19 protein-coding genes and 1 pseudogene are annotated in these 19,180 nt (G+C 67.8%); 10 read left to right on the forward strand and 10 right to left on the reverse strand.

Going from position 1 to position 19,180, the window contains the following annotated elements; all coding sequences use genetic code 11:
- Positions 1 to 2: 2 nt before the first annotated feature.
- Both AWC24_RS10705 and AWC24_RS10710 read right to left on the reverse strand, forming a co-directional pair.
- A complete protein-coding gene (locus tag AWC24_RS10705; protein WP_085084720.1) occupies positions 3 to 998 on the reverse strand; it encodes a hypothetical protein in 996 nt (331 codons plus the stop codon).
- A gap of 31 nt (positions 999 to 1,029) precedes the next feature.
- Entirely contained in the window at positions 1,030 to 1,515 is a 486-nt protein-coding gene (locus AWC24_RS10710) for a winged helix-turn-helix transcriptional regulator (RefSeq protein WP_085084722.1), read from the reverse strand.
- Between the two features lie 94 nt (positions 1,516 to 1,609).
- Here AWC24_RS10710 and AWC24_RS10715 point away from each other — a divergent pair, with 94 nt between their 5' ends.
- A complete protein-coding gene (locus tag AWC24_RS10715) occupies positions 1,610 to 2,311 on the forward strand; it encodes an SDR family oxidoreductase (protein WP_085084724.1) in 702 nt (233 codons plus the stop codon).
- A 28-nt stretch (positions 2,312 to 2,339) separates the two neighbouring features.
- Positions 2,340 to 2,765, forward strand: coding sequence for a tautomerase family protein (locus AWC24_RS10720; protein WP_085084726.1), 426 nt, complete (start codon positions 2,340 to 2,342; stop codon positions 2,763 to 2,765).
- A gap of 15 nt (positions 2,766 to 2,780) precedes the next feature.
- On the opposite strand, the gene abc-f is transcribed toward AWC24_RS10720, so the two are convergent.
- Entirely contained in the window at positions 2,781 to 4,445 is a 1,665-nt protein-coding gene (abc-f, locus tag AWC24_RS10725) for a ribosomal protection-like ABC-F family protein (protein ID WP_085084728.1), read from the reverse strand.
- 117 nt (positions 4,446 to 4,562) lie between these two features.
- Here abc-f and AWC24_RS10730 point away from each other — a divergent pair, with 117 nt between their 5' ends.
- Both AWC24_RS10730 and AWC24_RS10735 read left to right on the forward strand, forming a co-directional pair.
- Positions 4,563 to 6,503, forward strand: a complete 1,941-nt coding sequence (locus AWC24_RS10730; protein ID WP_085084730.1) for an SEC-C domain-containing protein — start codon at positions 4,563 to 4,565, stop codon at positions 6,501 to 6,503.
- Positions 6,504 to 6,669: 166 nt separating this feature from the next.
- Positions 6,670 to 6,891 (forward strand): DUF4926 domain-containing protein, encoded by a 222-nt coding sequence (locus AWC24_RS10735; RefSeq protein ID WP_085084732.1) that lies wholly within the window; start codon positions 6,670 to 6,672, stop codon positions 6,889 to 6,891.
- A 169-nt stretch (positions 6,892 to 7,060) separates the two neighbouring features.
- On the opposite strand, the gene AWC24_RS10740 is transcribed toward AWC24_RS10735, so the two are convergent.
- Positions 7,061 to 7,831 carry a plasmid pRiA4b ORF-3 family protein gene (locus tag AWC24_RS10740; RefSeq protein ID WP_207568314.1) on the reverse strand — a complete coding sequence of 257 codons (771 nt, stop codon included), beginning with the start codon at positions 7,829 to 7,831 and terminating at the stop codon, positions 7,061 to 7,063.
- A 72-nt stretch (positions 7,832 to 7,903) separates the two neighbouring features.
- On the opposite strand from AWC24_RS10740, the pseudogene AWC24_RS10745 reads away from it, so the two are divergent.
- Positions 7,904 to 8,273 (forward strand): annotated as a pseudogene (locus AWC24_RS10745) (hypothetical protein).
- Between the two features lie 139 nt (positions 8,274 to 8,412).
- Here the strand turns inward: AWC24_RS10745 and AWC24_RS10750 are convergent.
- The 3 genes from AWC24_RS10750 to AWC24_RS22450 are packed head-to-tail and all read right to left on the reverse strand — an operon-like array spanning position 8,413 to position 12,246.
- Positions 8,413 to 8,673, reverse strand: a complete 261-nt coding sequence (locus tag AWC24_RS10750) for a ribbon-helix-helix domain-containing protein (protein WP_085084734.1) — start codon at positions 8,671 to 8,673, stop codon at positions 8,413 to 8,415.
- Between the two features lie 41 nt (positions 8,674 to 8,714).
- Positions 8,715 to 11,813, reverse strand: a complete 3,099-nt coding sequence (locus AWC24_RS10755; RefSeq protein WP_085084736.1) for a DEAD/DEAH box helicase — start codon at positions 11,811 to 11,813, stop codon at positions 8,715 to 8,717.
- 52 nt (positions 11,814 to 11,865) lie between these two features.
- Positions 11,866 to 12,246, reverse strand: coding sequence for a PIN-like domain-containing protein (locus AWC24_RS22450; protein WP_234807329.1), 381 nt, complete (start codon positions 12,244 to 12,246; stop codon positions 11,866 to 11,868).
- Between the two features lie 121 nt (positions 12,247 to 12,367).
- Here AWC24_RS22450 and AWC24_RS10765 point away from each other — a divergent pair, with 121 nt between their 5' ends.
- From AWC24_RS10765 to AWC24_RS10775, 3 genes are all read left to right on the forward strand, one after another.
- Positions 12,368 to 12,547: a DUF6131 family protein gene (locus tag AWC24_RS10765; protein ID WP_085084738.1), complete on the forward strand. Its 180-nt coding sequence runs from the start codon at positions 12,368 to 12,370 to the stop codon at positions 12,545 to 12,547.
- 30 nt (positions 12,548 to 12,577) lie between these two features.
- Positions 12,578 to 12,955, forward strand: coding sequence for a type II secretion system protein (locus AWC24_RS10770; RefSeq protein ID WP_085084740.1), 378 nt, complete (start codon positions 12,578 to 12,580; stop codon positions 12,953 to 12,955).
- A gap of 115 nt (positions 12,956 to 13,070) precedes the next feature.
- Complete coding sequence (locus tag AWC24_RS10775) at positions 13,071 to 14,489, forward strand: SDR family oxidoreductase (RefSeq protein ID WP_085084742.1); 1,419 nt, start codon at positions 13,071 to 13,073, stop codon at positions 14,487 to 14,489.
- 6 nt (positions 14,490 to 14,495) lie between these two features.
- Here the strand turns inward: AWC24_RS10775 and AWC24_RS10780 are convergent, their stop codons facing one another.
- Positions 14,496 to 14,963: a hypothetical protein gene (locus tag AWC24_RS10780; RefSeq protein WP_085084744.1), complete on the reverse strand. Its 468-nt coding sequence runs from the start codon at positions 14,961 to 14,963 to the stop codon at positions 14,496 to 14,498.
- A 132-nt stretch (positions 14,964 to 15,095) separates the two neighbouring features.
- Between AWC24_RS10780 and AWC24_RS10785 the strand changes: the two genes are divergently transcribed.
- Positions 15,096 to 15,872, forward strand: a complete 777-nt coding sequence (locus AWC24_RS10785) for a chymotrypsin family serine protease (RefSeq protein ID WP_085084746.1) — start codon at positions 15,096 to 15,098, stop codon at positions 15,870 to 15,872.
- A gap of 3 nt (positions 15,873 to 15,875) precedes the next feature.
- Here the strand turns inward: AWC24_RS10785 and AWC24_RS10790 are convergent, their stop codons facing one another.
- Both AWC24_RS10790 and AWC24_RS10795 read right to left on the reverse strand, forming a co-directional pair.
- The gene (locus tag AWC24_RS10790; RefSeq protein WP_085084748.1) at positions 15,876 to 17,315 is read right to left on the reverse strand and encodes a protein adenylyltransferase SelO; all 1,440 of its coding nucleotides are present in this window, start codon (positions 17,313 to 17,315) and stop codon (positions 15,876 to 15,878) included.
- A 45-nt stretch (positions 17,316 to 17,360) separates the two neighbouring features.
- A complete protein-coding gene (locus AWC24_RS10795) occupies positions 17,361 to 17,786 on the reverse strand; it encodes an SRPBCC family protein (protein WP_085084750.1) in 426 nt (141 codons plus the stop codon).
- 195 nt (positions 17,787 to 17,981) lie between these two features.
- Here AWC24_RS10795 and doeB2 point away from each other — a divergent pair, with 195 nt between their 5' ends.
- Complete coding sequence (gene doeB2, locus AWC24_RS10800; RefSeq protein WP_085084752.1) at positions 17,982 to 19,160, forward strand: N(2)-acetyl-L-2,4-diaminobutanoate deacetylase DoeB2; 1,179 nt, start codon at positions 17,982 to 17,984, stop codon at positions 19,158 to 19,160.
- Positions 19,161 to 19,180 lie beyond the last annotated feature (20 nt).

A 19,180-nucleotide genomic window follows, 5' to 3' on the forward strand; every position in this document is an offset into this window, starting at 1 on the left:
CGTTAACGGCCACCGGGCGCCAAGCTCCTGAGCCCCGTGACGGCCGCATCGAGCAGCTCGTCGCTGTCCTCCATCTCCAACATCACCGGGTCCATCTGGATGGTGCCGCGCGCATACGGCAGCACGTCGGGCAGTTCGCCGACGCGCCCCACGAATTCGTCGATGAACCTGCGGTAGCCCTCCAGCGGAACGTCGAGCACCCGGGCGCAATCACGCACGACGTCGGCGTGTTCGCCTGGCGCGTTCACGCCGCGACAGCGCTCGGCCAGGCCCAACAGCCGCTCGTGCAGATCCATCAGCCGGTGCGCCGCGTGCAGAATGGCGTCGGCGTCGGCGGTGGTCTCGTCGGTGGGCTCGCCGAACATCCGGGTGAACCCCGGGCTGAGCATCAACTCCTCGACCTGATTTATCAGCGCGAGCATCTCGTCCAACAGGTCATAGAGATACTGCCCCAGCTGAAATCGGGTGCGGATGAGTGCGCCTCGCGTCGGTGCGTAGCCGAGCTGCTGATCGCGCAGCCGTGATTGCAGGGCTGCGTAGCGCTGCACCAGCACCGAGACGAAGGCCGCGTAGCGCCAGCAGGCGGGCCGTTCGGCCAGCAGGGCGTCCAGACCTTCGGGGGTGTAGGCGACCGCGGCGATCTGCGGCTCTTCGTCGCTGCCGTCGGCAGGCTCGTCGTCCGGGGTCGCGTCGGCGGCGATGCGGCGCATCAGCGCGGCGCCGTCGGTGCCGTAGAGGCCCCGGTTGTCGCCGCGCAGCGCCCAGCGGTGCTGCTGGTCGGCGCGTCGACGCAGCTGCTCGTGGCCGCGCACGGCCACGGCCCGTTGCTCGAGGAGCCACGGCGCCAGCAGGTAGCCGGCGAACCCGAGCGCGGCCAGGACTACGACGGCGATGCACAGCCCGGCCGACCCGCACAGTGCGGCGACGAACAGCAGGGCTACGACGGGACCGGCGCCGGAACGCAGTGCCGTGCGGGCCCTCGCGGTCAACGCGTTCATGGCCTGCACGCTACGAGCGGGGTCCGACAGCTCAGGGTGAGCGGCGCTTGACGGGCCGCCGGATCTGGATGTCTTCGGGTTCGATCGACGGCGCGTCCAGGTCGTCGGTGACGCGCACCCCGATGCGGCGCTGGGTGCCGGCGGCGACGAGTTCCAGCGGCGGGCCACTGTCCTGCAGGTACTTGTCGCCCCATTGCACCAACGCCACCAGGACCGGGAGCAGATCCTCCCCGGCCGGGGTCAGCCGGTACTCGTCGTGGGCGCGTTTGCCGGACTCCTGATACGGCACCCGGGTGATGATCCGGGCGGCTTCGAGCTGCTTGAGCGCCCGGGACACGGCCGGCGCAGACGCCCCGATCCGCTCGGTGAAATCCTCGAAGCGGGTGGTGCCGTAGAAGCATTCGCGCAGCGCCAAAAACGCCGTCTTGGTGCTCAGCACGTTGAGCAGCTTCGTCATCGAGCAGCGGTCACCGATCGACCACCGGGTGCGGTCGCGCAGGCGGGGTTCGAACTCCATGCCGACATCCTACGTGACTAACGCTTGCGTTATCCAGCAATTCGTGGTTCCATCTGCCTAACGTATTCGTTATCTAGCCTGAGAGGGTGTTGAGATGGTTGCAGTACAAGGCAAGGTGGTGGTCGTCACCGGCGGACGCCGGGGGCTCGGCGCGGCACTGGTCGACGAGGTGCTGGCCCGCGGGGCGGCCAAGGTGTACTCGACCGGCCGATCGGCATTCACCGATGACCGGCCCCAGGTGGTGCCGCACGCCCTCGATGTGCGCTCGGCCGAATCGGTGGGCGCTCTCGCGCGCGCCGCCGGGGACGCCGAGATCGTGTTCAACAACGCCGGCATCCTGCACCCCGGCTCCCTGCTGGGCGGCGGGTTCGACGACCTGACCGACACGTTCGACATCAATGTGTTCGGGCCGCTGCGCGTCGCCCGCGCCTTCGCTCCGATCCTGGCGGCCAAGGGCGGCGGGGCGTTGGTCAACATGCATTCGGTGCTGTCGTGGCTGGGTGGCGCGGGGGCTTACGGCGCGTCCAAGGCCGCCATCTGGTCGGCGACCAACTCGCTGCGTTCCGAGCTGGCGGCGCAGCACACCCAGGTGGTCGGCGTGCACGCCGGGTTCATCGACACCGACATGGTCTCGGAGATCGCCGCCGACAAGATGAGCTCGGCCGAGGTGGCCCGGCGGATCGTCGACGGCGTGGAGGACGGGGCTCTGGAGGTTCTTGCCGACGATCTCAGCGTTGACGTCAAGGCCGCCCTGTCGGGTCCGGTCGAAAACCTGTCCGTCACCCTGCCGGTCTGAACGCCCGCCTGTTGAGAACGGAACCGCCATGCCGCTGTGGACGATTCACCACACCCCCGGGATCTTCAGTGCCGCCGACAAGCACGAGCTGGCCTCGCGCATCACCGATCACTACCAGCGGGTCGGGCTGCCGCGCTTCTACGTGGTCGCGCTGTTTCAGGAGACGGCCCCCGACGATCTGTATGTCGGGGGCGAGCCGACTCCGGTCGGGGTGCGCATCGTCATCGATCACATCGCCCGGCGCGCCGGCGACAAGGAGACCCGGCAGCGGATCGCCGGGGGAATCAAGAAGATTCTGACGCCGTTTCTGGACCGGCATCCCGGACTGCACTGGGAGTTCCACGTCGACGAGACCAGCGAAGATCTGTGGATGATCAACGGGCTGATCCCGCCACCGGGCGGGTCGGAGGCCGAGAGGCGTTGGGCGACGGAGAATGAGGCGTCGAGGTATTGAGGCGCACCCTCATTGCTACAGCTCCGCGACCCGCCCGTTCTCGACCAGCCAGGACCGGTCCAACCGGACGTTCTGCAGCATCCGCCGGTCGTGGGTGACCAGCAGCAACGCACCGTCATAGCTGTCCAGGGCCTGCTCGAGTTGTTCGATGGCGGGCAGGTCGAGATGGTTCGTCGGTTCGTCGAGGACCAGCACGTTGGTGCCGCGGGCCTGCAGCAACGCCAGGCCGGCACGGGTGCGCTCCCCGGGTGAGAGGTCATCGACTGCGCGTTCCACGTGGTCGGCGGCCAGCCCGAATTTGGCCAGCAGGGTTCGCACGTCGGCGGTCGGCCAGGACGGCACCCGCTGCTCGAAGCGATCGATCAGCCGGACGCGGCCGGTGAAATCGGCGCGCGCCTGGTCGATCTCGCCGATCGCGACGTTGGCGCCCAGGCTTGCCCGGCCCGCGTCGGGCTGTTGACGGCCCAGCAGTAGGCGCAGCAACGTCGATTTTCCTGCCCCGTTTGGGCCGATGATGCCGATCCGCTCGCCGGCGTCGACCTGCAGCGATACCGGACCGAGAACGAAATCACCCTGCCGCACAACAGTATTGTCGAGGGTTGCGACGACCGAACTGGACCGGGGCGCGGCGCCGATGCTGAATTGCAGGGTCCATTCCTTGCGGGGTTCGACGACCTCCTCAAGACGGGCGATCCGGCTCTCCATCTGACGCACCTTCTGCGCCTGCTTCTCACTGGACTCGGTGGCCGCGCGGCGCCGGATCTTGTCGTTGTCCGGCGCCTTGCGCATCGCGTTGCGCACGCCCTGGCTCGACCACTCGCGCTGCGTGCGGGCGCGGGCCACCAGGTCCGCTTTCTTCTCGGCGAACTCCTCATACTGCTCGCGCCGGTGTCGGCGAGCGACCTCACGCTCGTCGAGATAGCTGTCGTATCCGCCGCCGAAGACGGTGGTGGTGTTCTGAGCCAGGTCCAATTCCAGGACCCGGGTGACGCTGCGGGACAGGAATTCCCGGTCGTGGCTGACCAGCACCACCCCGCCCCGAAGATCACCGACGAACTGCTCCAGGCGGGCCAGCCCGTCGAGGTCGAGATCGTTGGTCGGCTCATCGAGCAGGACGATGTCGAACCGCGACAGCAGCAATGCCGCCAAGCCCACCCGGGCTGCCTGCCCACCCGACAAGGCGCTCATCGGCGTGGATTCGGGCCGCACGGCTTGGGTGTCCAGTCCCAGGTCGGCCAGTACGGCCGGCAGCCGGTCGTCGAGGTCGGCCGCACCGGTGGCCAGCCAGTGATCCAATGCTGTGGAGTAGGTCTCAGCCGGATCGCTGTGCGCCACAGCCTGATCCGGGTCTGCCAGGGCTGCGGCCGCGGCATCCATGGCGTGCGCGGCGTGCGCGCAGCCGGTGCGGCGCGCGATATAGGCCGCGACGGTCTCCCCCGGCACCCGCTCGTGCTCCTGCGGCAGCCAACCGACGAACGCATCGGCCGGGGCGAGGTTGACCGCACCGTGCAACGGCTCGAGATCACCGGCCAGGATCCGCAGCAGGGTGCTCTTGCCGGCGCCATTGGCGCCCACCACACCGATGACATCGCCCGGGGCCACGGTCAGATCCAGGCCCTCGAACAGGGTGCGGTGGGCGAAGCCGCCGGCCACATTCTTGGCGACGAGCGTTGCGGTCATCGCTACATGGTCGCACTGGGCGGCGGCGGCCCGGCGGGATGGCGGTGACAGCGACTCCTCCACACCGTCTGATCTAGTGAAGTGCGGGTTAACGGCCTCGCCCCTAGCCTGACCGCCATGGCCGAGCCGTTCGATCCCATCGGGGTGTTGTCGAAGGTCCTCACCGAGCACGGCCCGCTGGGTGACGACGACATCACCGAGCGGCTGCGGGCCGCCGGTGTGGGCGATCCCGCCCATGTGCTGCGGCGGCTGCGCCTCAAAATCGGCATCCCGGCAGGACAATTGGTTGATGACCGCTGGGTATGGCTACCCGCCATACTGGCTGACCGGGTGTTCACCCGGCGGGTCACCGAGCCCGAGGTGAGCTTCGATGTGCTCACGGTCGGACCGGATCTCGCCCCGATCGCCGCACTCTGCGACTGCGAGCCATATCAGCGACTGGCCGACGGGTCCGCAGTGCACCTCGTTTTTTCCGGCGATGAACAGGCGCTGGACCAGTTGGACATTCCGGAGGAGATGCTCAACAACGGCGATGTGCTCGCTCTGCCCGTGGGCACGTTCGAGGCACTCGGCGTCGACGATGGAGACCTCGTCGGCCTGCGCCTGGGCAATACCGGCTTGGTGGTCGAACGGGTCACTGCTGCTGCCCCGAGCGCGGCCGGCGCTCAGCTGGCCGTACTACTCGACGGCCAGCCGCAACTCATCGACGCACTGGTCTGGACGGCGTGCCTGGCCGATCCGGCACTGTTCACCGAGCCGGTAGCGCCGCTGTCGGAACTGGCCGCAGAGCGTGGCCTGTCCCGCCGTGGCGAACGGCTGGCACCACCGGATTTCGATTTCTCCCGTTGGGTTTTCGCACGGCAATGTGAGCGGCTCGCGCGACGTCACCGGCTCTCCGACGATGACGCGGTAACGCTCAACACGCTGCTGCGACTGTACGGGCTGCTTACGGTGCACCACCTACGCAAGTCACATCCCGCCGACGACGCCGCCACGCCTGCGGCGATCGACTTCGGCGACATCATGGACGACGTCGCTGCTGCGCTGGCCGATCCGGTGATCGCCGAGTCGCTGGCGACCGAGACCGTGCAGGACGGCCGGTTCAGCGCGGGCGGGCTGCGGGAGCTGGCTGACGCGTTGGCGCCGCGGGTGCCGCCGTCTGCGAGGGTGGCCTGCCAGTGGCTTCGCGCGGTGGCGTGCGAACGCGAAGGCGATATCGCCGGCTTCGAACGGGCCCTGCTGAAGGCCGAGGCGATGGACGGCGCCTGGCCGTTGCCACTGCTCGACTTGGCCGGCATCGCCTCCGACCGCGGCGACGCCGAGGCCGGGCTGGCGCTGCTGCGGCGCGCCCGAGCGAAGGCAGATCATCCGCTGGTGTACCTACTGCGGCTGCATCGCCCCACGCAGCGAAACGACTTGGGCCGCAACGCCCCGTGCTGGTGCGGATCAGGCCGCAAGTACAAGAAGTGTCATCTGGGCGGGCTGCCATTGTGCGACCGGGTCGGCTGGCTCTACCACAAGGCCATTGCGCACGTGCTGTTCGGCGACTGGACCGAGCTGCGCTACGCGGCCGCCTTTGAACGGTGCCGCTCGGTCATCGTCGACGACGTAGAGGCATTCAATGCGGCACTGGCCGATCCGGTGGTGATCGACACCGTGCTGTTCGAAGGCGGCGGATTCGACGAGTTCCTGACGGTGCGCGGCACGCTGCTGCCTGAGGACGAACGCGAGCTGGCCGAACAGTGGCGGCTGGTGCCACGTTCGGTATTCGAGATCGAGCGGGTGCAGCGTGGCGGCAGCGTCGCCGTGCGCGACGCACGCACCGGCGAACGCCACGAGGTCGCTGAGTACAGCGCCGGCTACCCGCTGCAGCCCGGGCAGCTAGTCTGCGCCCGGGTGGTGCCCGTCGGCGTCGGTATGGGGTTTTTCGGGTTGGAACCCATCTCGGTGCAGCAGCGCGGCCCGCTGCTCGCGCTGCTCTCGGGCTGGCCTGACCCGGCGGAACTTTTGGCGCAGCTCAGTGGCGGTGCGGAAACGACTCGCGTCCCTGCCCTGTAGGCGCCTTGTGATCCGATGGGACGCCATATGGTCTCAAATCCGTCGTCGACGGTCGCGTGGAAACACCGTGCGGTCGAACCGTGGCATTGCGTACCGTATGGATCAGCGATGGCCCCGACGCCGTTCCCCGACTGGTTACGGCATAGCCAAGCTGAAGAGTGGATCGATGTATACCGAACACGATGTTGTCGTATTAACTCGCGACCTTCCCGCCGAAGCCCTTCTCGCTGGGGACGTCGGCGCCATCATCGGCCACTACGCAGCAGGCGGCTACGAAGTCGAGTTTGCCGCCGCAGATGGCAGCACGATTGCCGTAGTCACCGTCGGCGACGACGCAATCCGGTCACCACGGCGGCGCGAGATCCTGCATGTCCGCGAAGTTGCCTAGTTCTTCCGCACGTGGTGGCAGCTGAGCCTCGGCTCCAAGCTGGACAGTTACCTCCCCAAAACGCCAACGCGGTGCCACCTGACTGGATTTCGGCCTCGGGAAAGGTTCTGTTGTGCACCGTAGCCAGGGGTACCGACATTCTGCGGTGATACTTGTGGGCGCCTGCCGGCTATCGTCGGTGCTGCTGGGCCAGTTCGCGGTTGATCTGCTCGATCTCGAAGGGCGTCGGCGCCCAGCCGCGCGGGTCGACGTCGGCGTCGAAGACCTCGGCGTACTCGGCGCGGGCGGCGACATGATCGGGGTGGCTCGGATCGGTAGCCGCCACCAGCAGCTCGTAACCTCCGATACCGCCGCAGTCCTCCGCCGGCGCAGGTCTGCGACCGCCGGTGCAGACGGCCCGAGGTGCGGAGGCATCATAGGCCAGGACAGCTTCCAGCCGGATCACGTGGCGCCAGTTGTCGCCGAAATCGTAGGCGTAGAACAGTTTGTCGCCGACGTCGACCAGTAGCTCATCGAGGCGCACCTGCTCTTCCGACACCCCGTCGTCGCCGTCCTCGACCATGAACGGGCACAGATAATACTCGGTGCCGGGACTGCGGTACGACGGTCCGCTGCCGAACTGGTGCAGATGCGAGTCGGTCCAGCCGAACGCTGTCTGGATGATCAGGTGGACGTCGTCGAGCATCAGATCCGACGCCAGTTCCAGCCGCCGCCAGACCGGGGGCTTGGTCTCGGCCAAGTCGGCCCGGACCCGCAGCGTCACCGGTTGCTTGCGGCGCGGCCGGCGGCGCGACGGCGGCTTGGCTGCGGCACGCAGGTCCTCGACCGTCCGTGGGCTGGTCGTCAGCAGGTGCTGGGTAAGCGTCCGGATCTCGTCGAGGGACAATCCCTCGAGCATCTCGCTGGCGATGCGTCGAATCTCCGCATTGTCGCTGGCCACGCCGACGACGGTAGTGCAACGACGTCCCGATGGGTGACTTGCCGGCCCGGAACACCGGCGTACGCTACGTGCATGCAAGACGAGGGTTTGGAGCCACGAGTCGCCGCACTGGAAGCGCAGGTGGGCGAGCTGCGTGACCGGGTCCGGGCCAGCGAGCAAAGATGCGAGAGCGGCCCGGGTGCTCGCCGGTGGGACTGATCGCGACGTCGGGGAGCTTGGCGACGAGCTTCGGGACTTCCGCCGGGCCACGAATGCCAGCTTCAGCGCATTGCGCGAAGACGTGGTCGATATGCGCCGGGAGATGACCGGCGGCTTCAGCGAAGTGACCACCGGCTTCGCCGAGATACGGGCCAAATTCGACCTGGCTGCCGCCGGTCAGCAACACATCGCCGAGCTGATCCAGCAGGTGATCGATGTGCAAGGCGGGGCGAGCCCGGCCTGACCGGTGGCTGTCCAGCACAACTGCCGCCTTGACGTTTGAAAGGCCACCGCCACCATCGGCCGATGCAGCCAGCCACGAAGTGGTTCACCCACAGGACAAGGGGTCGAAATACTGCGCGCGAGCGCCGATTTGTGCGCCTTTACGCAACTTCAATCCAGGCGCGCACCGCTGCCCGGATCGCCTCGGAGCGCGATACGCTCTCTTGCTCAGCGCGAGCAGTCAATGCCTCCAGTAACGCCGCGTCCATTCGCACCGGCACCACCACAGCGGGTCCGTTTCCCAGGGTTGGCCGTCCCCGTTTACGCTGCTTCTCTACGTCGTAGCCGACCTCGGCCTCATCTGCGCAACTTTGAATCGCTTCGTCGGTGACGGGCACGCCGTTGATCGCATCCTCAGCCATACCCGTTAATGTAATACGAAAATTAGGTGGCAGGTAGCAACCTACGCCACCGCAACGCTCGACGCCTGGAACACCTCCGCCGGCATTGGCCGGTGTAGACGCCAGGTGATCGCCATCGGCTTCTCCCCCTCGTGCGAGGCGTAGTCCGCCGGCCCCAGGAACACATAGGGCGCCGCACCCAGCGTATTAGTCTTGGCGGCGCGCACGAACAGCAAGATGTGCGAGCCATTTTCGCGGTGGTGGATGTAGCGCTGCCCGGTTGGAGATGCTGCCGAGGTGGTGGATTGCGACTCCCAGTGAAACAGCCGGTCACTGAGCGCGAAGTCGCGGTACATGGTGGTCGGCGAGTAGTCGGTCTCGGATTTCTTCAGGGTGATCAGGAACGCGTCGGTGTTGAGTTCCGGGCGCCACACGACACCTTCGCGCATGGTGCTCGGCGTACGGTCCTGGGCCGCGTAGTCCAGTGCGGCGAGGATCTCCTCGCGCGAGTAGGTGGCGTGCACCTCCAGCGGAACCTCAGCCAGCGTCGGAACCAAGCTACCAAGGTCATAGGTAGTACGCCGCGCGGCATCAAAAGCGATATCAATGACCTGGCGCATCTCGTCGATGACGGCTTCTCCGGCCAGCGCGTCGAGTCCGGTTGCGATGTCAGCAAATCCGCCGCCGTTGGGGAATAGTGAGTAGAACAGCATCGCGGCCAACCGCCGCTCGGCGGGGCTACTCAGGTCGACGGCGCCATCGAGGATGGCCCGATAGGCCCGCCAGCGCAGGCGGTCATCGGCGTGTGCCAGGGTGCGGACGCGCTTAACCAGATCGGTTTCGCGAGGACCGGGATCGCCGGCCATCTTGCCGGCTGCCCGACACAACGTCGTCCAGGACCGGTTGTTTTTCACAATGTCGGGAAGGTCGCGTCCGCAGGCGTCGAGGTAGCCGGCCAGCTGGTGATCGGGGTGGGCCCGAACTTCGGAGATCAGCGCCGCCCAGCGGGGCGCCACTTGCGCTTTGATGTTGTCCAGCACCAGTTTCTGGGCAACGCGGTCGAGCACGATCTGGCTACCCGACGGCAAAAACGGAAAGCCCTGCTCCACCTGGTGCTGCAGCGCCTTTCCGCCGGCACCGGTCAGCGCCCGAAAACGCTGATCGAAGCGGAACTCGCGCCGCTGGTGCCCGACGAAATCCAGTGCAGTCAGCACGGTTTTGCCGTGGGTCAACCGCAACCCGCGACCCAGCTGCTGCAGGAAGACGGTGGCGCTTTCGGTGGGACGTAAGAACAAAATGGTGTCGACCTCGGGGATGTCCAGGCCCTCATTGAACAGGTCGACGGCGAAGATGATGTTGATCTCGCGGTTGCGCAGCGCGGCCAGGGCGGCGCGGCGCTCATCGGCGGACGTCTCAGCCGAGACCGCCCGAGCGGGGATACCGGCGTCGTTAAAGCACTGCGCCATGTAGCGGGCATGGTCGACGCTGACGCAGAATCCCAACGCACGCATGGCCGCGACATCGCCGACCTTGTCGCGCAGTTGTTTCAGCACGATGCGGGTGCGGGCATCGTTTCCGGTATAGACGCTGCTCAGCGCGGACAGCTCGTAGCCGCCGCGGCGCCACTGGATGGCTTCCAGGTCGGTGCCGTCGTGAATGCCGAAGTAATGAAACGGGCAGAGCAAGTTCTGCTCCAGGGCCTCCCACAGCCGCAGCTCGGCAGCGATCCGGCCATCAAAGAAGGAGCGCACGTCAGCGCCGTCGGCGCGTTCCGGGGTGGCGGTGAGCCCGAGCAGCTCCATCGGCCGCACATGGCTCAGCAGTCGGCGATACGACGCGGCTTCGGCGTGGTGGAATTCGTCGACCACGACGACGTCGAAGTGCTCGGGTGCGATGTCGGCCAGCCGATTCGCCGACAGCGATTGGATACTGGCGAACACGTGCCGCCACTTGGTCGGCTGCTGGCCGTCGACGAGGAGTTCACCGAAGGTGGCGTCGGTGAGGGCCTCGCGGTACATGCGTTGCGCTTGACCAAGGATCTCTTTGCGGTGCGCGACGAACAGCAGGGTGAGATCGCGGCCATGGATGTCGCGGGCCAGCCGGCGGTAGTCCAGGGCGGCCATGACGGTCTTGCCGGTGCCGGTGGCAGCGACGATCAGGTTGCGGTGCCGATCGTGCAGCGTCCGTTCGGCGTCGAGTTGCTCGAGCATCTCAGCCTGAAAGGGTTTGGGCCGCACTTCCAGACCGGACAGGGTGACCGCCAGCGGATCACGCTTGCGCTCCCCGGACGCGGTTTGGAGAGCCTGCCGGAGCCGTTCGCCGTCTTGGTCGGGCCGATAGGGCTCGAAATCGCGGTTCTCCCAGTACGAGTCGAAGGTGGCACGGAACTTCTCCAGCAGGTGCGGGGTGGCGACCGCCGAGAGGCGCACGTTCCATTCGAGCCCATCGACAAGCGCGGCGTGCGACAGGTTGCTGGAGCCGACGTAGGCGGTGTGGAAGCCGGTGTTGCGCCGCAGCAGCCACGCTTTGGCATGCAAACGGGTGATAGTTGTGTCGTAGTTGACCCGCACCTCGGCGCCGAATTCGCTCACCAGGGCGTCCAGGGCGCGAGCGTCGGTAGCACCGAGATAGGTAGTGGTGATGACGCGCAGCGGAATGTTGCGCTCTCGTAGCTCGGTGAGCTCCTTCTCCAGTAGCCGCAGGCCCTGCCATTTGACGAACGCGCACAGAAGATCCACCTGGTCAGCACTGGACAGCTCAGCGCGCAGCTCGGCAGCCAAGGTCGGCTCACCCCGGCCGTTAGTCATCAACGCGGCGTCGGAGAACGGGGTGGCCGGGCGAGTCAAGCGTTGGCTGCCCGATGCGGCTTTGCGGACCTCGTCGAGCTGGGTGATCTTGCCGGGGTCAATACGGTGTAGCGCGGCACCGTCGCTGAAGGCCTCCGGCAGCACCTCGAGGATGCGCTGCGTCAGGGCAGCACGATCCTCGACCGTCCGCGCCGAACGCAGCGACCTCTCGATCAGCGGCGCCAGGTGACGGGTGATGGTCAGCGCCTGCTCGGCGTCATCGACGGTGGCGAAGTCGGGGTGCAGGTCGGCACGGTGAGCGAGTTGGGCGTGCAGCTGCTCGGTGAGCAAGGATTCGTAGACTCCGGGGTCCATGGCCGGCAGGGTAGCCGACGGGGCCGACGCTGCACTCGTTCAGCGCCCCGACCTACACTCGTTCAACTGCCCCCGGCTCGAACCGCATCGCCCGAGCTCCATTGGCACGCAACGACAGCCACCAGGGTCCATCAGGGTGGCGTTCGACTTGTCTCTCAATGGCGTCCCACCGTGACACCAGCCGCACCAGCTGCTCCCAGGCGGCGTGCTCCCCCAGTCCGTGCAGGTGTACCGCCTTGAGCTTGTGTGTGACTGCGAGCCCTGCCTCCGCAGGGCGGGTTCGCAACCGCCGGTCGCTGGTGATCACCGCCCAACCGCGATCACCCAGCACCGGAATCCATTCGGTGTCGAGAATTCCAGCGGGCAGCAACTCCTCAACCGGTGCGGAGTTGAACACCGCTGTGTCGCGGCGAACACCAACAATGCTGGCCAAGCCGCCGAAGTGTTTCACCAGCCCGGACCGCTCGTCACCTGCGTTTATGCGCAGCGGAAACCGGGAATGCTGCGAAACAACACTTAATTAGCCCCTCTTTCACAGAAATCGGGTGACCGCCATGATTGCGCTCGGAGTGCTCCTCATCATTCTCGGTCTTGTTTTGCCAGCTCTCGTCCCGACCTTCGCCTCCGCCCACCTCATGGTGGTGATCGGGGCGATTCTTCTCGTCGTCGGCCTCGTGCTGATGCTGGCCGGACGGATGGGCAGCCCGGTGGGTGGTCGACGTCATTACTACTGACCGCAGACCAGCAACGCGAAGGAAACCGCAATGAGTACCAGCACCATCATTCTCATCGTTGTCGTCGCGATCCTGGCCGTCCTGGCCCTGATCGCTGTGGCCTTCATCGGGCGCAACAAGCGCACCGAGCGGCGTCGCAGCCAGGCCGGGGAGATCCGGGACAAAGCTGCCGAGCAGGCTCACGAGGTGGGACAGCGCGAAGCCCACGCCGAGGAGATCGCGGCCAAGGGCCGCGCCATGCGAGCCGAATCCGAAGCGCTGGCAGCGCAAGCGGCGAGCCTGGAACACCAGGCGCACCAACACCGCAGTGATGCGGCTACCGCACGCAGCGAATTGGACTCCGAATTCGAACGCGCCGACAAGCTCGATCCCGGCGCACCCACGTCCGACACCCGACCGACCCGGTAACGCTCTCGAACCGGGCCGCAACGGACCTGATCGAGACCGACCCGGTAACGCTCTCGAACCGAGCCGCAGCGGACCTGATCGGCATCGCCGATCACGCCCCGTACCCTTACCAGGCGTGACCGGCATTGACCCGCAGAAACTCGCCACCTGCCTGCAGGTGCTCGCCGAGGTCGATGCGCTGCCGCCCGAGCACCCCGATGCGATCGCGGTTCGCCGCGCCACCGGGCGCATGTTCAAGGCACTGAAGAAGCAGCGCCGGGCCGCCAAACGGGACGCGGTGGCCGCCGCCGACAACGCCGTCATTGCCGCCACCGCCACCGGCGCCCCGGGCCGCATCGACGACGAGACCCAAGGCATCCCGCTGGTATCGGCCACGAAGGGCGCATCGGCGGGCACCTTGATCCGCTCGCGGGCCTGCTACATCTGCAAAACCCACTACGCGCAGGTGGATGCCTTCTATCACCAGCTCTGCCCGGACTGCGCCACCATGAGTCGGGCCAAACGCGAGGCCCGCACCGACCTGACCGGCCGTCGCGCGCTGCTCACCGGCGGGCGCGCCAAGATCGGCATGTACATCGCGCTGCGGCTGTTGCGCGACGGCGCGCACACCACCATCACCACCCGCTTCCCCAACGACGCGGTGCGCCGCTTCGCCGCGATGCCCGATCATGCCGACTGGCTACACCGGCTACAGGTGGTGGGCATCGACCTGCGCGACCCCGCCCAGGTCGTCGCACTGGCCGACACGGTGGCCGGCCAAGGCCCGCTGGACATCCTGATCAATAACGCCGCGCAGACGGTGCGCCGCGCTCCCGGCTCGTACGCCGCGCTGGTCGAGGCCGAACGCACCCCGGCAGCCGAGCTGGTCGACGTGATCACCTTCGATCATGTCAGCGACGCGCACCCGGCGGCGCTGGCCGGCAGCCTCGTCGCACACCAGGCACCGCACGCGCTGACCGAACTGGCCCTGACCGCCCGCAGTGCCTCCCCGGCCCGCATCGCCGCCGGTGTCGCGATCGACGCCGGCGGGCTGCTACCCGACACCGCCGCGATCAACAGCTGGACCCAACGCGTGCACGAGGTCGACGCCCTGGAGCTGCTCGAGGTGCAACTGTGCAACCAGACCGCACCGTTCATCCTGGTCAGCCGGCTGCGCCCGGCAATGGCGGCATCGAGAGCCCGCCGTAAATACGTGGTGAACGTGTCGGCGATGGAGGGCCAATTCAGCCGCCGCTACAAGGGCGCCGGGCATCCGCACACCAACATGGCCAAGGCCGCGCTGAACATGCTCACCCGCACCAGCGCCGCGGAGATGCTCGAGACCGACGGGATCCTGATGACCGCGGTGGACACCGGCTGGATCACCGACGAGCGCCCGCACCCCACCAAGCTGCGGTTGGCCGAGGAGGGTTTTCACGCGCCGCTGGATCTGGTCGACGGCGCCGCCCGGGTGTATGACCCGATCGTGCGCGGGGAGGCCGGCGAGGATCTGTTCGGGTGCTTCCTCAAGGATTACGCGCCGAGCAATTGGTAGGGATCCTCACGCCGCCCGCGGCAGATCCCGCTCCGCGCTGCGTTCCCGAGGCTCCGACCCCCGTACCGACGGTGCCCATCCGACATAGGCCAGATACACCCCGAGCGCGGCGAACGCGACATAGACGACCCGCCACACGCTCACCGCACTCATCCAGTCCGCCGGCAGCGACAGGACGGTCACCGGAAACGCCACCAGCAGCACACCTTTGACCGCGGTCAGCCAGCCCAGCGCGGACACGCTGAACGCCGCCACCCCACGCCAGTACGGGTGCAACGCGATCACCACCAGACCGGCGAGCAGGGTGAACGCCCCGGCAACCCATGCCCAGAGTGGATCGCCGGCGGCTTCGGAGACGCGGGTCCACAGCTGCGGGCCTTGCACCGCGGCGGTCAGGCAGAGCACGGCTAGAAACGGGCCGATCACCCGGGCGAACATCCGGGTGGTGTGCTGGGTGTGAATCGAGGTGCTCATCGTTTCGTCCTTCCCGAGCGTCCCCCTTGGCCGCCATTGTCCTCCCGAAAGAGCGGTCGCGCCGCGATCCGCCAAGCCCTCGGTACAGTCGACTCATTCCCCCGCCACAACCATCCCGGGAGCACACCTGACATGGCTGCCTCCCGGAAACTTCCCCTCAGCGCCCTGATCACCCGGCTGATCATCGCGGTCGTCGTCGCCGCGATCTCGGTGGGCACCATCTGGGCCAGCCGCGCCCATCCGATTCGCAACCCGAGCCCGATCCCGGCGGCCAAGGCGATCGGCCCGGGGATCGGTATCGACGTCACTACAGGCGATGGCTCCGAGAACATCATCTGCACGGCGGGATTTCTGGTGCGCACCAAGGACGATCGGCCCGCGCTGCTGTCGGCCGGGCACTGCAACAAGGCCGGCGGGTCCGGGGCGGTGGCCATCCGCCACGGCGGGCTCTTCAAATACCCGGTCATCGGCACGTTCAGCGAGACCATCTACGACGGCAACGACTGGAACGACTTCGACATCGGGCTGATCGCAGTGGAGCCCGGCAAGATCCCGCTGACCTCCGAGGTCGACGGGCAGCCGGTGGCGGGCCTGGCCGAGCGGGTCGAAATCGGCGACACCCTCTGCCATTTCGGGATCCGCAGCGGCGGTGCGGTGTGCGGTCCGGTGGCCGCCAGCGAGGAGAACAAGGTCCGGTTCACCGCCACGGCCCGCTGCGGCGACTCCGGCGGGCCGGTGTACAAGATCCGGGCCGACGGCGCGATCGAAGCGGTCGGGATCTTCACCGCGGTGTCCAACGGCGACTACTCCGAGCCGACCTGCGACGGGGACCACGCCTATTCGGTGGCGCAGTTGATCAAGCCGTGGTTGACGGCGTGGGAGCTGAGCCTGGTGACCGGAGAACCGTAGTGCTCACGTCCCGCAGAACGTCCGGTACTCCCCGAACTCCGGCGGCGCCGGCGCCGCATACTCGTCCAAACCCTCGCGCTCCCGGTACGGCTCAGCGAGCACCTCGAGCAGTTTCTGCACCGGCGCGAGATCGCCGCGCATCGCCGCGGTCAACGCCTGCTCCACCAGGTGATTGCGCGGGATGTAGACCGGGTTGACCCGATCCATCGCGGCGACGTCGGGGCCCATCGACCGCCAGCGCGCCAGCCAGTCACCAAAGATGCTGTCGGCCAACACCCCTTGCGCGTCACCGCGGCCCACGGCACTCAACGCCCTGAAGAATGACGTGTAGTCGATACCGTTGTCTTTGAGCAGCGCCAGTGCCTGATCGATCAGCGCGGCGGCCTCCACGCTGCCGGTCAGCCCGAATTTGGCCAGCATCCCCGCCGACCAGTGCCCGTGATAGCGCGGCATGAACCCTTCCAGGGTCTCCACCGCGGTGGCCACCGCCAGCTCCTCGGTGGCGGCCAGCAGCGGCAGCAGCGTTTCGGCGAATCGGGCCAGGTTCCACTGCGCCACCAGCGGCTGATTGCCGTAGGCGTAGCGCCCGGCGTAGTCGATGGAGCTGAACACCGTTGCCGGGTCGTAGGCGTCCATGAACGCGCACGGCCCGTAGTCGATGGTCTCCCCGGAGATAGTCATGTTGTCGGTGTTCATCACCCCGTGGATGAACCCGACCAGCATCCACTGCGCCACCAGCGATGCCTGCGCCTCGACCACCGCCTCAAACAGTGCCAGGTAAGGGTTTTCGGCTTGGGCGGCCTGCGGGTGATGCCTTGTGATGGCGTGCTCGGCCAGCCGGCGCAGCAACCCCAGATCCTCGGTGGCGCGGGCGTGCTGGGCGACCAGCTGAAAACTGCCCACCCGCAGGTGACTGGACGCCACCCTGGCAAGCACCGCCCCGGGCAGCATCCCCTCGCGCTGCACGTCGGCGCCGGTGGCCACCACCGACAGCGAGCGGGTGGTGGGGATGCCCAGGGCGTGCATGGCCTCGCTGATGACGTACTCGCGCAGCATCGGGCCGACCACGGCCAGGCCGTCACCGCCGCGGGCGAACGAGGTGCGCCCGGAGCCTTTGAGCGCCAGATCCCGGGGATGGCCGTGCGCGTCGGTGAGTTCGCCGAGCAGCAGTGCCCGGCCGTCGCCGAGCAGCGGAACGTAGTTGCCGAACTGGTGTCCGGCATAGGCCTGCGCCACCGGGGTGGCGCCGTCGGGAACCGTGGTGCCGGTCAGCAGGCCGATGCCGTCGGGACTGCGCAGCCAGTCCGGGTCCAGGCCCAGCCCGTCGGCGAGCGCCTCGTTGAGCACCAACAGCCGGGGCTGCGGCGGCGGCTCGGCCTGGAAGCGCACCGCCAGCTCGGGGAATTCGCTGGCGAAGTCGGCGGTCAACAGCGGGGATGCCACTGGTCAAGCCTACGGGCAGATCACCGATGCGGGCTTCTGCGCAGGTCAACGCGACTCCCCGGGCACCGTCCGCGCCGCCGCGCGAATCCCGTGCAGCATGTAATTCGTGGCGACGACATGCAGTCGTGTCCCGATCACCAGCCCGCGATACACCCGCCCGCGCAGTCCCGGGAACGCCGCATAGGAAAGGGCGTGCACGCGCGTGCCGCCATCGGGTGCATCGCTGAGCGCGAAGACCAGCCGATAGCGCGAGAAGCGATGCCGCCCGGTAAGGCTGAGCCGCTGCTGCTCTACACTTTCCGCCACGGCGAAGCCGGCACGCGGTTGCGGGCCCAGCAGTGCGACAAGCGGATTGCGCTCCGCGCCGTCCAGCAGCGACTCCACATACCGCCGCAATCCAGACCACACCAGCTGTCGTGGCGCAGCCACGTCCACCGTGTGTTCGTCGATGTAGGGCAGATCATCAGTCATCTCACTCACCCCGTTCCAAGCACTTCATCGGCCCCCTCACCTTCCTAGACGATGCCGTGGCGCCGGATGTGACAACCGCGGTGTCACAACCGGCGCCCCTCAGACACCTGAACCCCTGCTGAACCGCCCCGGCCCCGGCCCGCCCTTCGGTAGGTTGGTCGGCAGACCGAGCGGCGCTGCAATCCAGGGAGGTCGATGAGCACGTCGTGGCCCGAGACCGTCGAGCAGGCCCAGCGGCTCCGCCGCGACCTGCACCGGCGCCCCGAGACCGCCTGGGCGGAGCACGCCACCGCCGCCGCCGTGCGCCAACTCCTCGACGACGCAGGCATCGCGCACCGGGTTTGCGCGGACACCGGCACCGTGGCAACGCTGGCACCGAACGCGCCGGGCCGGCATGTGGCGTTGCGCGCCGACTTAGACGCCCTGCCGATCACCGAGGAGACCGGCCTGGAGCACGCCTCGCAGTATGACGGCGTCATGCACGCCTGCGGCCACGACGGGCACACCGCCACCCTGATCGCCGTCGCGCACTGGCTCAAAACCCACGAGGACACCCTGCCCGGACCGGTCACCCTGCTGTTCCAGCCTGCCGAAGAAGGCGGGCACGGGGCGGCCCGAATGATCGACGACGGCTGCCTGAGCGCGCCGCGCCCGGTGGAGGTGATCTTCGGCTGGCACAACTGGCCGACACTGCCGGCCGGCACGGCGCTGTGCCCCGACGGTGCGGTGATGGCCGCCAACGGCACCTTCCGGGTGGAGCTGCACGGGCACGGCGGGCACGCCTCGCAGCCCGAAACCACCCGCGACCCGGTGCTGGCCGCAGCGGCGGTCACCCTGGCCCTGCAGCAGGTGGTGGCGCGCCGGCTGGCCCCGCAGCAGGCCGCCGTGCTGGCGGTGACCTCCCTGGAGGCGGCCGCCGCGGCCACCGTCACCCCGGAAGTGGCCGCGCTGGGCGGCAGCATCCGGGTGCCGGACCTGGCTACCCGCGATGCGGTGTTCGCCGCGATCGAGCAGATCGCCACCGCCACCGCCACCGCCCATCAGGTGAGTGCGAAAGTGCACACCTACCCGCGCTACGACGCCACCGTGAACCACCCCGGGCCGGCCGGCGAACTGCGCGCCGCACTGGCCACGGTGTTCGGCACCGGCTGGGCGCAACACCAGCAGCCGGCGCCGGTGCTGGCGTCGGAGGATTTCAGCTACTACCTGCAGCGCGTGCCGGGCGCCTTCGCGCTGATCGGCGGCGGACGCGACGACGCCGCGCCGCTGCACAACCCCCGCTACGACTTCGACGACGCGCTGATCGACCCGGTCGGTCGGCTGTTGATCGAGCTCGCCGGTGCGAAAGTGCCGGCCGGATCAGGATTCGGGTAAGGAACACCACCGCAAGGAGG

The sequence above is a fragment of the Mycolicibacter senuensis genome (assembly GCF_002101885.1).
In the GTDB taxonomy this organism is placed as follows: Bacteria; Actinomycetota; Actinomycetes; order Mycobacteriales; family Mycobacteriaceae; genus Mycobacterium; species Mycobacterium senuense.